Consider the following 14,459-nt stretch of genomic DNA (forward strand, 5'->3'; position numbering starts at 1 on the left):
ATTACCTCCTGTTCGTGGTTATAGCATAGCAAAGTACAAAAAATAAGTATAATATTATGAATTTGGCTAGTGAGAATTTCATATATTCTTGTATTTTATTTAAGGGCATTTGTGTTCTCTTAAGATGATTAATGAAAAGTATTCGATCTATATCTAATTGAACATATTGCCTATTATTATTCTCATTTCTTTTAGCTGGGGGAAGAAGGCTGATTTTTTCGTAGTACCGGATTGTGTCTGGACTTAATCCTGTTTTTTTGCAACATCTGATATTGTGAATATATAGTTCATTTGTAATTACTCTCCTTTCACTACAAGTGTATTGCTTGGAGTTAACTCCAAGTCAATCATTTTTTTGAGGAGTTTATATAAAGAGAAGAGGTTTGCGTGAAATAGTGTAACGTACCTGCAGAAGCAACTTTAGACGTTGTTGAAGGAAGGGAGGTCGTCATTTCATGCAGCATGATTTATTGATTACATTTATAATCAGGTATTTGGTATAGGTACTTTTAAGTGCCTACATCACTTTAAAGTACGTACTGTTATTAATGTTATGACCGTTTTATAATGACATTCGTAGCACAAAGTTATAACGATTACGTTTTAGGTATTACGATTACAATCGTATTTTATTTAGACAAAACTGCAACAAATTTTTAGGGCTGTGGTGTACAGGATTAACTATGAATTTTGAGAAGAAAAACCAAAAATAAAGAAAATTATAGATTTATATTAATGAAAGAAAGTGAGTGAAACACATGGAAAAGTTTGCGAATCATTTTGGATATAATCGTATGTTTGCGAAAGAACGACTTACATTAGGAGTTCACATTCCTATTGAAAATTATCAGTTTCATGCACCAACAATGGAAAAACAAGTAGAATTGGTACAAAAAGCGGAACAATATGGTTTTACAGGCGTATGGCTTCGCGATGTTTTGCTGCAAGACCCTGACTTTGGCGATCCTGCAACAGGTCAAATTTACGATATGATGATTTATTTGACGTATTTAGCAAGCCAAACAGAGAAAATTGCATTTGGAACGTCGGCAACTGTATTGTCACTTCGCCATCCACTTCGTGTGGCGAAAGAAATTGCTACATTGGATCAACTATTTCCAGAAAGAATTATGCTCGGCGTTTCATCCGGTGACCGACGTGCTGATTTTAAGGCGTTAGGTGTTAGTCATGAAACACGAGGCGAAAAGTTTAGAGAAGCGTTTGCTTACTTGGAAGACATTTTGTATAAAAACTTCCCATCTATCGAGTCGAATCTAGGAGAAGTGCATGGGGCAAATTTAGTTCCAAAACCGTCTAAACGTGTTCCAACCTTTATCACAGGTTTTAGTCAGCAAACGATGGAATGGTTTGCTGAACATGGTGATGGATGGATGTATTATCCACGTAGTCCAGTACATCAGGCTGCAGCAATTGGACAATGGCGAGAGCTAGTAGAGGACTATCATTCAGATGTATTTAAACCATTTATACAGCCAATGCATTTAGACTTGTCTGAAGATCCAAATGAACGTCCTACACCAATACGTTTAGGCTACCGTACAGGGCGTAAGGCGCTAATTGAATTACTAGATTTATACCGAAGTATCGGTGTTAATCACTTGTTCCTTGCTCTATTTGATGGTAAACGCCCGGCTAATGAAGTGTTGGATGAGCTAGGGGAAGAAGTACTTCCTCATTTCCCTGCATTGTAAAGGAGTGGAAAGAATGAAAGCAATAGGACTTATGCAATATGGAGATGAAAGTGTACTACAAGAGATGGAAATGCAAACACCTCTATTAGGAGACAACGATGTACTGATTGAAGTATATGCAGCTGGTGTAAATCCCGTGGATTGGAAAATACGTGAAGGTTTACTTCAAGACGTAATTTCTTATGACTTCCCGCTCGTTTTAGGATGGGACGTTGCCGGTAAAGTTATTGCCATAGGGCCAAACGTAACAGCATTTAAAGTGGGTGATGAAGTATATAGTCGTCCGGAAATTGAACGAAATGGCACTTATGCAGAGTACGTGGCAGTCGATGAGAAGTATGTAGCGAAAAAACCGAGAAATCTATCCTTTGAAGAGGCGGCATCAATCCCTCTTGTAGGATTGACAAGTTGGCAAAGCTTAGTGAAATTCGCCAATATTCAAAAGGATAATAAGGTCATAATTCATGCGGGATCCGGAGGAATTGGCACGTTTGCTATTCAGTTGGCAAAAAGCTTCGGTGCACATGTTGCAACTACAACTAGTACAAAAAATATACAGTTTGTAAAGGAGCTAGGCGCTGATACTACCATCGATTACAGAACAGAAGACTTTTCTCTGCTTCTGCATAATTACAATATTGTATTTGATGTATTAGGTGAAGATGTACTAAGGGACAGTTATAAAGTACTTGCACCAAATGGAAAGTTAGCGTCCATTTATGGTCCAAAGGGTATAGAAATCCCGCAAACTGAAATATCTATAGAGAAAAATATTCAGACTGATCATATATTTACTGAACCTAACGGATATGAACTTTCTCTTATAACAGAATTAATTGAGAGTGGGAAGATTAAGCCTGTTGTAACGCATGTGTTGCCTTTACATGTAGAAGGTGCAAAAGAAGCACACCGCTTAAGTGAGTCAGAACGTGTTCTTGGCAAAATTGTATTAAAGAAACATTGGTAAAGTATGAGATTTTAGAGACAGTATTGTGCTAAGTAGCGACTGAGCTTATATATTCTTTTCTAGAAATTGTTTTAAAAAGGAGATAGCAAATGGATTCAATGACATTTCTTTTATTCGGAGCGACAGGGGATTTAGCGAAACGTAAAATTTACCCTGCTTTATACAACCTATTTAGTAATCAAAATATACCGCAATCTTTTTCTATTATTGGTATTGGCAGAAGGGCAATGTCAGATGTGGAATTTCAAACAAGAGTAGAACAATCCCTTGCTACATTTTCTAGACGATCTACTGATGATCAGTCAGGAGTAAAAGAATTTATTAGCGCATTTCGTTATTGTCAATTAGATGCAGCGAATACAGATGGCTATCGAGATTTATTGGGGCTTGTAAAGCGACGTGAAACAGAATTAAACATTCCTGAAAACCGCATGTTTTACCTATCTGTTGCACCAGAGCTTTTTGATGTGATTGCTTTAAATATTAAGGAGAGTGGATTGTGGACTACAAAAGGATTGAAACGTCTTATTATCGAGAAGCCGTTTAGTCATAATTTTAAATCCACTTGCGAGTTAAATGCAAAGCTAAGTAAAGGTTTTGACGAAGCTGATATTTATTGTATTGATCATTATCTTTAAAAATGAATGGATATATTATAGAAATACGCAAAAAAGCATTCTTTATATAGATTTGTATTCAAGATTTTGCGAGTGATGAAGTTAATATGGGTACATCATTTAATAAATAGACAAAAACTGAAAAATATTATGAATTTAAAAATCTTTAATTCGAGATATTTTCCTTGACGATAATAATTTATGTAGTTAATATACTAGGCGTAAGGTTATTTAATAACAAAAAGTAATTAAATATATATTATTAAGTTCAATTCGATAAATAAGTAAGTTGTGATAGAAATGCTTTGAATTGCCACTATTAATATTGGGGACAATTAGAAAGCGAAAAGTATAAAAAGAATTGGAATTTGATAACTCTTTATTTTTTTGTAAAAACATGAAGTTAGAAGATAAGAAGAAGCAAGAATGAATCAACAAGAGTATTAGCTTCTGTACAATTCATTTTTAATATATTGACAATGATTATACACCACGAGGGGGACTGAAATTGGAATCAATGACCTTTGTTTTATTTGGAGCGACAGGGGACTTAGCTAAAAGAAAAATTTACCCCGCACTATATAACTTATATAGAGATCAAAAGCTTCCAAAGCAAATATCCGTTATCGGGCTTGGGAGACGTCAAGTATCTCATGTAGATTTTCAAGAAAGAATAAAAGAATCAATAGAGACGTTTTCCCGTCATAGGGAAGAAGGTACTCCAGAACTTGAAGGTTTTTTAGATAATTTTCGCTATTGTCCATTAGATGTGAGTAAGCCGGAAGACTATGAGAGGTTATTACAAGTAGTTCGTGAAAGGGAAGAAGAACTAAATATAAAAGGTAATAGAATGTTTTATCTTTCAGTTGCACCTGATTTTTTCGAGACAATTGCTTTAAATATTAAGGAAAGCGGACTTGATAGAACGGATGGATGGAAACGCCTGATGATTGAGAAACCGTTTGGACACGACCTCAAATCTGCTCGTGAGCTTAATGATAAGCTGAGTCGAACGTTTGAAGAAGATGAGATATACCGTATTGATCATTATTTAGGTAAGCCGATGATTCAAAACCTTGAGGCACTAGAATTTGCAAATCCTGTTCTCCAATCGATTTGGAACAAAGAACATATAGCGAATGTACAAATCACAGCTAGTGAAACGGTTGGGGTTGAAGAAAGAGCCGGATATTATGATCAGGCGGGAGCAATTCGTGATATGGTTCAAAATCATATATTACAAATATTAATGATGACTGCAATGAATCTGCCGGAAAAGATTAGTGCATCTGAAATTCGAGAGGAAAAACGAAAGGTAATGGAGGCGCTTCGTAAAGTGAAAAAAGAAGACGTTCAGAACCATATCGTACGCGGACAATACGTTTCAGGAGAAATAAATGGTCAACAAGTTGTAGCATATAAAGAGGAACCAGGAGTAAATCCTTCTTCTAACACAGACACATTTGTTGCCGCTCGCTTATGGATCGATAATCCATTTTGGACTGGCGTTCCCTTTTATATACGAACAGGTAAAAGAATGAAAGAAAAGTCTACTCGTATTGTAATCGAATTTAAAAATACGTTAAAACAGCAATATCAAGATAATAATCCAAAGGCAGAGCCTAACTTATTAATAATTGAAATTAGCCCAGGTGAGAATGTTTCACTACAGTTAAATAGTAAAAATCCATTGAAAAATGGAGAGATTGAACCGATTCGTATTAATTTTACATGCGAGCAAGTTGAATTGGGGGTACCTGAAGCTTATGAAAGACTCATCCATGATGCTGTGAGTGGAGATTCTACATTCTTTGCGCATTGGAAAGAAGTTGAATTGTCATGGGAATGGGTACAGCCAATTCTTGAAGCATTCGAGGAAAACTTATTGCCGCTTCATGAATATCAGTCTGGTTCATATGGTCCAGATGCGGCTAATGAACTATTACAAGAAAGTGAATTTAAATGGTGGTTAGATCAAAAAACGGAAAAATAAGCACATTCTGAAATGAAGGTATTTAGGGGGACAATTACTATGGCACAAAACATGAATCAATTAGCAGTTAATACACTTCGTACTTTATCGATTGATGCTATTAACGAGGCAAATTCAGGTCATCCAGGTCTTCCGATGGGAGCAGCACCAATGGCTTATGCATTATGGGCGAATCATTTAAATTACAATCCTAATAATCCAGAATGGTTTAACCGTGATCGTTTCGTTTTATCAGCAGGACATGGATCTAGTCTATTATATAGCCTACTTCATTTAGCTGGGTATGACGTTTCAATTGATGACTTAAAAAAATTCAGAAAGTTAAATAGTAAAACACCAGGACATCCTGAGTTTGGTCATACTCCTGGAGTTGAAGCGACTACAGGCCCATTAGGACAAGGGATTGCCAATGCTGTAGGAATGGCAATGGCGGAAGCTCATTTAGCAGCGAAGTTTAATAAGGATGGTCACTCTATTATAGATCACAATACGTACGCTTTAGTTGGAGATGGTGACTTAATGGAGGGTGTCTCTTATGAAGCGATGTCAATAGCAGGACATATGAAACTTGGTAAGTTAATTGTACTGTATGATTCAAATGAAATTTCACTTGATGGTGAATTAAACATTGCTTTCTCTGAAGATATTCAGAAAAGGGTAGAATCTGCACAATGGCAGTATGTAAGAGTTGAAGATGGGAACGATGTTGAGGCTATTACAAGAGCCATTAAATTAGCGAAAGACAATACGGACCAACCTACCCTTATAGAAATTAGAACAATTATAGGTTATGGAAGTCCAAAAGTTGCTGGAACAAACAAAGCACATGGTAATCCGCTTGGAGTAGAAGAGGCGACAGCGACAAAACAAGTGTATGGTTGGAATTATGAGGGAAATTTCTTTGTACCTGAAGAAGTTAAAGCTCATTTTAATGAACTTAAACAAAAAGGTATTGAAAAAGACAACGACTGGAATGAGCAGTTCAAGTTATATAGAGAAGCGAATCCTGCACTAGCAGATGAATTAGAAAAAGCGATTACAGGTGAGGTTTTAATCGAAGCGAATGACATTCTATCCTTTGATACTGATAAAGCTATTTCAACTCGTGTTGCAAGTGGAGAAGCTATTAATCATTATGTGAAATCGATACCTTCTATTTTTGGTGGAAGTGCAGATCTTTCGCATTCTACTATGACAGATATAAAAGGTGAAGCAGTGTATGCAGTAGAATCGTTTGCTGGCCGAAATGTATACTTCGGTGTACGTGAGCATGCAATGGGAGCGGCAGCTAATGGGATGGCACTTCATGGAGGAGTAAAACCTTTCGTAAGTACATTCTTTGTATTTAATGATTATCTTCGTCCATCAATTCGACTTGCTGCATTGCAAAAGCTACCTGTTACTTATGTATTTACACATGATTCGATTGCTGTGGGAGAAGATGGTCCAACGCATGAACCAATTGAACACTTGGCAGCTCTTCGGGCAATTCCTTGTCTAACAGTTATTCGTCCGTCAGATGCAAATGAAACAGCGAGTGCTTGGGCTTATGCTTTACAACAAACGGATGGTCCCGTGGCTTTAGTACTTAGCCGTCAAAATTTACCGGTGTTTGATGAAATGAAAGCGAACATAGAGAACCTCTCTAAAGGAGCTTATGTATTAACGCAAACAAATGAAAATCCGGATGTGATTTTAATTGCGACAGGTTCTGAAGTATCCTTGGCTGTTAGTGCGAAAGCGAAATTAGAAGAAGAACATGTTTCTGTTCGTATCGTTGCAATGCCGAGCTGGGCGTTGTTCGATCGTCAATCGAAAGAATATAAAGAATCAGTTCTTCCGTCTTCTGTAACAAAACGAGTATCTCTTGAGATGGGTGTATCTCTCGGCTGGGAGCGTTATGTAGGACAGGAAGGGAAAATATTATCGATTGAAACATTTGGAGCTTCAGGAACTGGAGCTGAAGTCATGAATCTATTTGGATTTACGACAGAAAATGTTGTTCAAATTATACAAAATGTATTGAAATCTTAAGCTATGACTGTGAATACCTTTCTGGACATATCAACTTATAAGTGCTGAAAATGATATGTCAAAAAGGTATTCAAGATTGTAGTGATATGGATTTTTAATAAAAGGTGATTTAAGGAGGAACTATATTATGCAAGTAGGATTAATTGGTTTAGGTAAAATGGGATTGAATTTAGGGAAAAATTTAATTGATCATAAACATCAAGTGGCAGCATTCGATTTAAATACGAGTGCAGTGGAAGAAATGAAAGAGTATGGGGCTACAGGTGTATCTAGTTTAAATGAACTTGTTCAGTCATTAGAATCACCAAGAATTCTTTGGGTTATGGTTCCGCACGCTGTTGTTGATTCTGTTATTAATGAGGTTACACCGCTGTTATCAAAAGGAGATATATTAATTGAAGCTGGTAATTCACATTATAAAGAGTCTATCCGCCGATATGAGCAATTAAAGACAGAGGGTATTCACTTTATGGATGCAGGAACTTCTGGCGGAATGGAAGGCGCTCGTAATGGTGCTTGTTACATGATCGGAGGAGATCAAGAAGCTTGGGAAATCGTTGAACCTATTTTCCTCGATACAGCTGTAGAAAATGGATACTTATATGCTGGAAAAGCTGGTAGTGGTCACTTTTTAAAAATGGTTCACAACGGAATTGAATACGGTATGATGGCTGCTATTGGTGAAGGATTTGAGATTTTAGAGAAAAGTGAATTTGACTACGATTATGAAAAAGTATCAAGAGTATGGAACAACGGTTCAGTAATTCGCTCATGGTTAATGGAATTGACTGAAAATGCATTTTCTAAAGATGCAAAACTAGATGAAATTAAGGGAGTTATGCATTCTTCTGGTGAAGGAAAATGGACAGTAGAAACAGCATTAGACCTTCAAACAGCAACTCCTGTTATCGCAATGTCTCTATTAATGCGCTACCGCTCATTAGACAATGATACGTTTACAGGAAAAGTTGTAGCAGCCCTGCGCAATGAATTTGGCGGACATGCAGTCGAAAAGAAATAAAAATCCTAAAGTTATAACTCGTAACGTTTAAAAAATGGAGGGAATTGATCATGAAGTTTTTTATTGATACTGCAAATCTTGAGGACATAAAAAAAGCATATAAACTGGGAGTTTTAGCTGGTGTTACAACCAATCCTTCTTTAGTAGCAAAAGAGGGCATCAAGTTTGAAGATCGTATTGCAGAAATTTGTCAGGCAGTACCTAAAGTCGAGTCTGTTTCGGCAGAAGTAACTCCAGATGCTATTACAGCTGAAGAGATGATTGCCCAAGCAGAAGAATTGATTAAAATTAACGGTGGCGATAAAAACATCACGATAAAACTTCCGATGACGCTAGCAGGATTAGAAGCTTGTCGCTATCTTACTGAAAAAGGTGTTAAAACGAACGTTACACTTATTTTCACTGTGAACCAAGCTCTTTTAGCGGCTCGAGCAGGTGCAACGTATGTTTCTCCATTTTTAGGTCGCTTAGATGATATTTCTGAAGATGGCGTACTATTGGTTGCTAAAATTGCTGAATTATTCTTTATTCATCAATTAGATACACAAATCATTGCGGCTTCTGTCAGGCACCCGGATCATGTAACTCGTGTAGCGATGGCAGGTGCTCACATTGCAACAATTCCTTATAAAGTAATTGAACAACTTGCTATGCATCCATTAACAGACCAAGGTATTGAAAAGTTTGCTACGGATTGGGCGAAAGCGCCTAAATTATAATGAAGTGAAGTTTTCACCAATTGCTTTTTCACGAGAGGACCACTCTCTATGTGACTTCATCCTGTAAACTTAATCTCGAGTTTGGCATCTTATTACGTGAAAACGGCAATATAAAAAGAAACGATTCATTTTCAAAATAGCACAATAGTTATGAAAAGGACCTCCTTATGAGAGTAAAGTTTGTTAGCACGTAGCTCTCATAAGGGAGAGTCTTTTTTCGTATAAATCATGGGCTCTCAAGTATGTATATTTAATTAAGGAAGAACTTTGTGGGTGCTCTTTTTTTATAGGAATATTTTGAAAGGGGTTACATTGTGAGTTCAAAATATATGATTGGTGTAGATATTGGAACAACTAGTACAAAATCAGTTTTGTTTTCGATTGATGGGTCTGTTATTGCAAGCCATGGGATTGAATATCCTTTACATTCTCCCACGCCAGAAACAGCAGAACAAGATCCGGAAGAGATTTTTCAAGCAGTGATACATACTATAAAAGAAATTGTACAATCAAGTAATATACAGCCGATTGATATTCTTTGCGTCTCTTTTAGTTCGGCAATGCATAGCGTCATTGCTGTAGACGAAGAGGGGAGTCCGTTAACGAGATGCATCACTTGGGCTGATAATAGAAGCGCAAGCTGGGCAGAGAAAATAAAGAATGATATGAATGGTCATGAAATTTACCTTCGTACTGGGACACCAATTCATCCTATGTCACCACTTTCGAAATTAGTTTGGCTTCAGAATGAGCATGCAGAATTGTTCGCAAAAAGCTATAAATTCATTTCTATTAAAGAGTATGTTTTTTATAAGTTATATAAGGAATATGTAATTGATTATTCTATAGCATCAGCAACAGGAATGTTCAATTTAAAATCTTTAAAATGGGATGAGGAAGCTCTACATGTTGCAGGAATTTCAGATGAAAAGCTTTCTAAACTAGTTCCAACGACGCACAGCTTGAGAGGGTTAAATGAAGAGCTTGCAAGAGAAATGAACATACACGTTTCTACTCCTTTTGTAGTAGGAGCTAGTGATGGCGTACTATCGAATTTAGGGGTAAATGCGATAGAGCCTGGGGTTGTTGCTGTTACAATTGGTACGAGCGGTGCGATACGTGCTGTAACAAATCATCCTGTAACAGATCCAAAGGGTAGGATTTTTTGTTATGCGTTAACTGAGGAACATTGGGTAATTGGTGGGCCAGTTAATAACGGTGGTATGATTTTCAGGTGGGCCCGTGACCAGCTGAGTACTATAGAGGTTGAATATGCGAAGCGTTTAGGAAAAGATCCATATGAAGTGCTTACTGAAATAGCAGCAAAAGTTAACCCTGGATCTGACGGTTTATTATTTCATCCGTATTTAGCAGGAGAAAGAGCTCCTTTATGGAATGCAAATGCGCGAGGTTCTTTCTTTGGACTAGGATTGCATCATAAGAAAGAACACCTTATCCGTGCTGTTTTAGAGGGGATCATTTATAACTTGTATACTGTTCTTCTTGCTTTAAAAGAGCTCATTGGCGAACCGGGAAAAATTCAAGCAACTGGAGGCTTTGCAAGGTCAGAACTTTGGAGACAGATGATGGCGGATATCTTTCATCAAGACGTATATGTTCCTGAAAGTTTCGAAAGCTCTTGCTTAGGAGCTGCTATCCTCGGTTTATATAGTCTAGGTGAAATAGATACATTACACGTAGTTTCTGAAATGGTAGGTGCAAATTTTTATCATGAGCCAAACATGGAAAGTGTGGAAAAATATAAAGATTTAACACCAATCTATATTCGTCTATCCCGTCACTTGGAAGAAGAATATGAAAGTATAGCAGCTTTTCAGAAAAAATGGGTTTAGAGGCTGTTTCGCAGAAAAATGTGGTAACTTATAAAGAGGTACTCCGATTTTTTAGGATATTCTTTCAATATAAAATAGTTTAAGGCTGCTTAGTAAGAAGTATGAAGAACGAAAACTATAGGGAGAGGGTTATGAAAATGATGGATAACAAAAAGTTTATTGGATATGTTGGAACTTACACGAAAGAAAATAGTGAAGGAATATATACTTTTACTTTAGATACGGAAGCAAAAAAAATTAGTAATGTAACACATGCGGCCAAGCTGGATAACCCTACATATGTAACCATTAACCGAAATAATCAATATCTCTATTCTGTTATAAAAGAAGGAGAAGCTGGTGGTGTAGCTGCTTATTCGATTGACAACCATACTGGAGAGCTTAAGGCAGAAAACAGACAAATAGTAGAAGGTGCCTCTCCTTGTCATATTAGTGTTGATAGTAGAAATCGTACGGTAGTTACAGCAAATTACCATAAAGGAACGATTGAGTCTTTTGTAGTAAATGAAGAAAATGGAACTGTAAATCCTGCTGTCTCTATTATTACACATAAAGGTTCAGGTCCGAATAAAGAAAGACAAGAAAAACCACACGCACATTATGCGGGATATACTCCTGATGAAAAATATGTGGTGGGTGTTGATTTAGGGATTGATAAATTAATTACGTATGAAATAAAAGATAGTACTCTAATAGAAGTTAATAGCTTGTCTGTGAACCCAGGAAGTGGCCCAAGGCATATTACTTTTCACCCGAATGGAAAATACGCCTATGTGATGACAGAGCTTAGTTCTGAAGTCATTGTATTATCATATCACTCGGAAGAAGGGGCCTTTACAGAATTACAGTATATTACTACTGTTCCAGAAGAATTTGATGAAAATAGTCAAGGAAGTGCCATACACATCTCTTCTGACGGTCGATTTGTGTATGCAGCGAATCGTGGTCATAATAGTATTGCTGTTTTCAATGTGGATCAAAATTCAGGTCAGCTTACATTTGTTGAACATACATCTACAGAAGGAAATTGGCCGAGGGATTTTGTATTAGATCCTACTGAAAAGTTTCTTGTTGCTACAAATGAAAAGTCACATAGTCTTGTGCTATTTTCAAGAAATGAAACTACAGGGAAGCTAACTCTTTTACAATCGGATGCTGTTGTACCAGAGCCTGTTTGTGTTAAATTTTTAAATGTTTAACGTGCGTTGATAAAGGGCAAGGGATGGAAGCTCAATTCATGTAGAAATGTAGTTCTTTGTCGAAACGTCGATATAATTTCATATATCAAAAAAGAAACGTAAAAAGCAAAGCGATCATCGCTTTGCTTTTTATTGTTTCTTTTTTGGTCTACGTACTAACTCCCCACCACAGTTCGGGCAAACATTTTGTCTTTCCTCTGTACATGGTGCACAAAATGTACATTCATACACGCATATGTATGCTTCGGAATCGGGCTGAAGGGAATCGTCGCAAATTTGACAGTTTGTTTTCATTTCTAGTGCCATAGTATCTCTCCTTGTTGTTTGAAAGTTCTTAATTTAATTATAATTAATATTGTAGAGGAAGTCCTTTTTAAATGAAAGGAAATAAACGGATTAAGTTGTTGTTTGAGATGAAATATGCCGGTTTATTTTAAAATTGATTATTTAGTGCAGTTGGAATATTATGAAATAGTCAAAAGACAACAGGGGGTATATATTTTGACTAATAATAACGATTATTTTTATGTAGAAGAGAATATAAATTACAATAGTTTAAAAGCAGACTGTGAAAAATGTTTTGGTCTATGCTGTGTAGCGTTACCGTTCGCAGCGTCAGTAGATTTTGCGGTGAATAAAGATGGTGGTAAACCTTGTTCAAATTTACAATCAGATTATAAATGTAGTATACATAAAAGTCTTAGAGGAAAAGGCTATAAAGGTTGTACAGTGTTTGAATGTTTCGGTGCTGGGCAAAAGATTTCTCAAGTTACGTTTAAAGGAATTGATTGGCGGAAAGATGCTCAGCATGCTAGAAAAATGTATGATGCTTTTCCGGTTATGCATCAGCTTCATGAAATGCTTTGGTATTTGAAGGAAGCCGTTCTTTTAAAGGTGACGCAAACGATTCATCATGAGCTTAGTAAAGCGATTGAAGAGACGGAACGCCTTTCAAATTTAAGTGCCGATGAGTTAATGAAAGTAAATGTTCCATTACACCGTGCAGAAGTGAATGTTCTCCTTCTGGAAACGAGTGAACTCGTTTGGAGGGGAATGAATTCTGCAAATAAGAAAAGAATTAGTCACCGAGGTGCGGACCTAATGGGAGGAAATCTTAAAAAGAAAGATTTACAAGGAGCGAATTTAAGAGGTGCTTATCTTATTGCGGCAAATTTACGAGATGCTAATTTAAGAGGTGCTGACCTCATAGGTGCAGATTTGCGAGATGCAGATATTAGAGGAGCAGATTTTACAAATAGTATTTTTCTTACGCAAGTCCAGATTAATGCAGCAAGAGGGGACAAACATACAAAATTGCCGAAATTATTGTCTCGTCCAGCGCATTGGACTGTGTAAATTGCATGTAGTGGTTTGCAAAGTAATATACCAATTTGTATTGGATTTTACAAACAAGATCCAATTATACGAACAGGCAGAGATTAAATCTCTGCCTGTTTTTTCTTTTCAAGCGTAGTAATTATAACGCTGCATATAATAAGAATACCACCAATGAAAAAGTTACTGCTTAACGTCTCGTTTAATAAGAACCAACCAAGCAATGATCCAACGATAGGTTGGAAGAAGAAAAATAATGAACCGATGCTAGCATCCATTAACTCTAACCCTTTATTCCAAAGGAAAAATGCACCTGCGGTTGAGACGATTCCTAAATAGAGTACGCCTAATAATACGTACATGTTCACGTGTTCAATAGGAGTTGATTGAAATTCCCACACCATACAAGGTGTTATAAAAAAGAGTGAAAAGAAAATAGCGTACGTTGTAATAACTAAAGATGAAAATCGAGCTGAAGCGATTTTTACATAAATGGATAGTAAAGCCCACGTAATAGCGGCTCCAACTAAAATGATTGTACCGATAAAATAGGAGCCAATTTCAATATCCCATCCGATAACGATAATGACACCGATTGTTGCGATGATAGTTGATAACAGTCTACGAGCAGTTAGTTTTTCTTTTAAAATGAGCGCTGCAAATATGACCATAAATGCAGGTGTAGCTGACGTTACTAAAGAGCCTGTATGAGCGTCGGATAATTTTGTTCCGATAAATTGACATGTGATCGAAATGAAGTACCCGATGAATCCAATCCAAGCGAATAGTAACCAATCTTTTTTCTGGATGGTTATTTTTTTCTTTTGCTTTCTTTCTGTTGTTTTCAAAAGCACGTATAAAACAACAAAAGCGATAATAAAGCGTAGCCAAACGAGTGTTAGTGGCGGGATAAAGTAGAGTACATATTTGCTAACAACATACATACCGCCCCAAATACTTGCTGCTAGTGATAAACATATAGCTCCTAAAATTGTTTGTTTCATTTGAA

At 36.6% G+C, this 14,459-nt stretch carries 13 protein-coding genes; 10 read left to right on the top strand and 3 right to left on the bottom strand.

Annotated elements, in window-relative coordinates:
* Position 1: 1 nt before the first annotated feature.
* The gene (locus U860_RS33420; protein WP_345840340.1) at positions 2 to 298 is read right to left on the bottom strand and encodes a MerR family transcriptional regulator; all 297 of its coding nucleotides are present in this window, start codon (positions 296 to 298) and stop codon (positions 2 to 4) included.
* A 460-nt stretch (positions 299 to 758) separates the two neighbouring features.
* On the opposite strand from U860_RS33420, the gene U860_RS0115385 reads away from it, so the two are divergent.
* The 9 genes from U860_RS0115385 (at position 759) to U860_RS0115425 (ending at position 12,115) form a co-directional block, all read left to right on the top strand.
* Positions 759 to 1,712: an LLM class oxidoreductase gene (locus U860_RS0115385; RefSeq protein ID WP_025149253.1), complete on the top strand. Its 954-nt coding sequence runs from the start codon at positions 759 to 761 to the stop codon at positions 1,710 to 1,712.
* A 13-nt stretch (positions 1,713 to 1,725) separates the two neighbouring features.
* Complete coding sequence (locus tag U860_RS0115390) at positions 1,726 to 2,679, top strand: NADP-dependent oxidoreductase (protein WP_025149254.1); 954 nt, start codon at positions 1,726 to 1,728, stop codon at positions 2,677 to 2,679.
* Positions 2,680 to 2,768: 89 nt separating this feature from the next.
* Positions 2,769 to 3,317, top strand: coding sequence for a glucose-6-phosphate dehydrogenase (locus tag U860_RS0115395; protein WP_025149255.1), 549 nt, complete (start codon positions 2,769 to 2,771; stop codon positions 3,315 to 3,317).
* 487 nt (positions 3,318 to 3,804) lie between these two features.
* Positions 3,805 to 5,289 (top strand): glucose-6-phosphate dehydrogenase, encoded by a 1,485-nt coding sequence (gene zwf, locus U860_RS0115400; RefSeq protein ID WP_025149256.1) that lies wholly within the window; start codon positions 3,805 to 3,807, stop codon positions 5,287 to 5,289.
* Between the two features lie 39 nt (positions 5,290 to 5,328).
* Positions 5,329 to 7,323: a transketolase gene (gene tkt, locus U860_RS0115405; protein WP_025149257.1), complete on the top strand. Its 1,995-nt coding sequence runs from the start codon at positions 5,329 to 5,331 to the stop codon at positions 7,321 to 7,323.
* Positions 7,324 to 7,450: 127 nt separating this feature from the next.
* A complete protein-coding gene (gnd, locus tag U860_RS0115410) occupies positions 7,451 to 8,344 on the top strand; it encodes a phosphogluconate dehydrogenase (NAD(+)-dependent, decarboxylating) (RefSeq protein ID WP_025149258.1) in 894 nt (297 codons plus the stop codon).
* Positions 8,345 to 8,394: 50 nt separating this feature from the next.
* The gene (gene fsa / locus U860_RS0115415) at positions 8,395 to 9,063 is read left to right on the top strand and encodes a fructose-6-phosphate aldolase (RefSeq protein ID WP_025149259.1); all 669 of its coding nucleotides are present in this window, start codon (positions 8,395 to 8,397) and stop codon (positions 9,061 to 9,063) included.
* 311 nt (positions 9,064 to 9,374) lie between these two features.
* Entirely contained in the window at positions 9,375 to 10,916 is a 1,542-nt protein-coding gene (gene gntK, locus U860_RS0115420) for a gluconokinase (protein WP_025149260.1), read from the top strand.
* A 137-nt stretch (positions 10,917 to 11,053) separates the two neighbouring features.
* Positions 11,054 to 12,115, top strand: coding sequence for a lactonase family protein (locus tag U860_RS0115425; protein WP_025149261.1), 1,062 nt, complete (start codon positions 11,054 to 11,056; stop codon positions 12,113 to 12,115).
* Positions 12,116 to 12,244: 129 nt separating this feature from the next.
* Here U860_RS0115425 and U860_RS0115430 read toward each other — a convergent pair whose 3' ends face one another.
* Entirely contained in the window at positions 12,245 to 12,421 is a 177-nt protein-coding gene (locus tag U860_RS0115430; RefSeq protein ID WP_002172718.1) for a DUF1272 domain-containing protein, read from the bottom strand.
* A 195-nt stretch (positions 12,422 to 12,616) separates the two neighbouring features.
* On the opposite strand from U860_RS0115430, the gene U860_RS0115435 reads away from it, so the two are divergent.
* Complete coding sequence (locus tag U860_RS0115435; RefSeq protein WP_025149262.1) at positions 12,617 to 13,471, top strand: pentapeptide repeat-containing protein; 855 nt, start codon at positions 12,617 to 12,619, stop codon at positions 13,469 to 13,471.
* Positions 13,472 to 13,554: 83 nt separating this feature from the next.
* Here U860_RS0115435 and U860_RS0115440 read toward each other — a convergent pair whose 3' ends face one another.
* Entirely contained in the window at positions 13,555 to 14,454 is a 900-nt protein-coding gene (locus tag U860_RS0115440; RefSeq protein WP_025149263.1) for a DMT family transporter, read from the bottom strand.
* Positions 14,455 to 14,459 lie beyond the last annotated feature (5 nt).

The organism is Bacillus sp. H1a, assembly GCF_000633475.1.
Taxonomy (GTDB): Bacteria; Bacillota; Bacilli; order Bacillales; family Bacillaceae_G; genus Bacillus_A; species Bacillus_A paramycoides.

Excerpts from the sequence above, each read along its gene's own strand:
- U860_RS0115425 (WP_025149261.1), top strand. The coding sequence starts at position 11,054 with ATGATGGATAACAAAAAGTTTATTGGATATGTTGGAACTTACACGAAA.
- U860_RS0115430 (WP_002172718.1), bottom strand. The coding sequence starts at position 12,421 with ATGGCACTAGAAATGAAAACAAACTGTCAAATTTGCGACGATTCCCTT.
- gnd (WP_025149258.1), top strand. The coding sequence starts at position 7,451 with ATGCAAGTAGGATTAATTGGTTTAGGTAAAATGGGATTGAATTTAGGG.
- U860_RS0115385 (WP_025149253.1), top strand. The coding sequence starts at position 759 with ATGGAAAAGTTTGCGAATCATTTTGGATATAATCGTATGTTTGCGAAA.
- fsa (WP_025149259.1), top strand. The coding sequence starts at position 8,395 with ATGAAGTTTTTTATTGATACTGCAAATCTTGAGGACATAAAAAAAGCA.
- U860_RS0115395 (WP_025149255.1), top strand. The coding sequence starts at position 2,769 with ATGGATTCAATGACATTTCTTTTATTCGGAGCGACAGGGGATTTAGCG.
- tkt (WP_025149257.1), top strand. The coding sequence starts at position 5,329 with ATGGCACAAAACATGAATCAATTAGCAGTTAATACACTTCGTACTTTA.
- U860_RS0115390 (WP_025149254.1), top strand. The coding sequence starts at position 1,726 with ATGAAAGCAATAGGACTTATGCAATATGGAGATGAAAGTGTACTACAA.
- U860_RS0115440 (WP_025149263.1), bottom strand. The coding sequence starts at position 14,454 with ATGAAACAAACAATTTTAGGAGCTATATGTTTATCACTAGCAGCAAGT.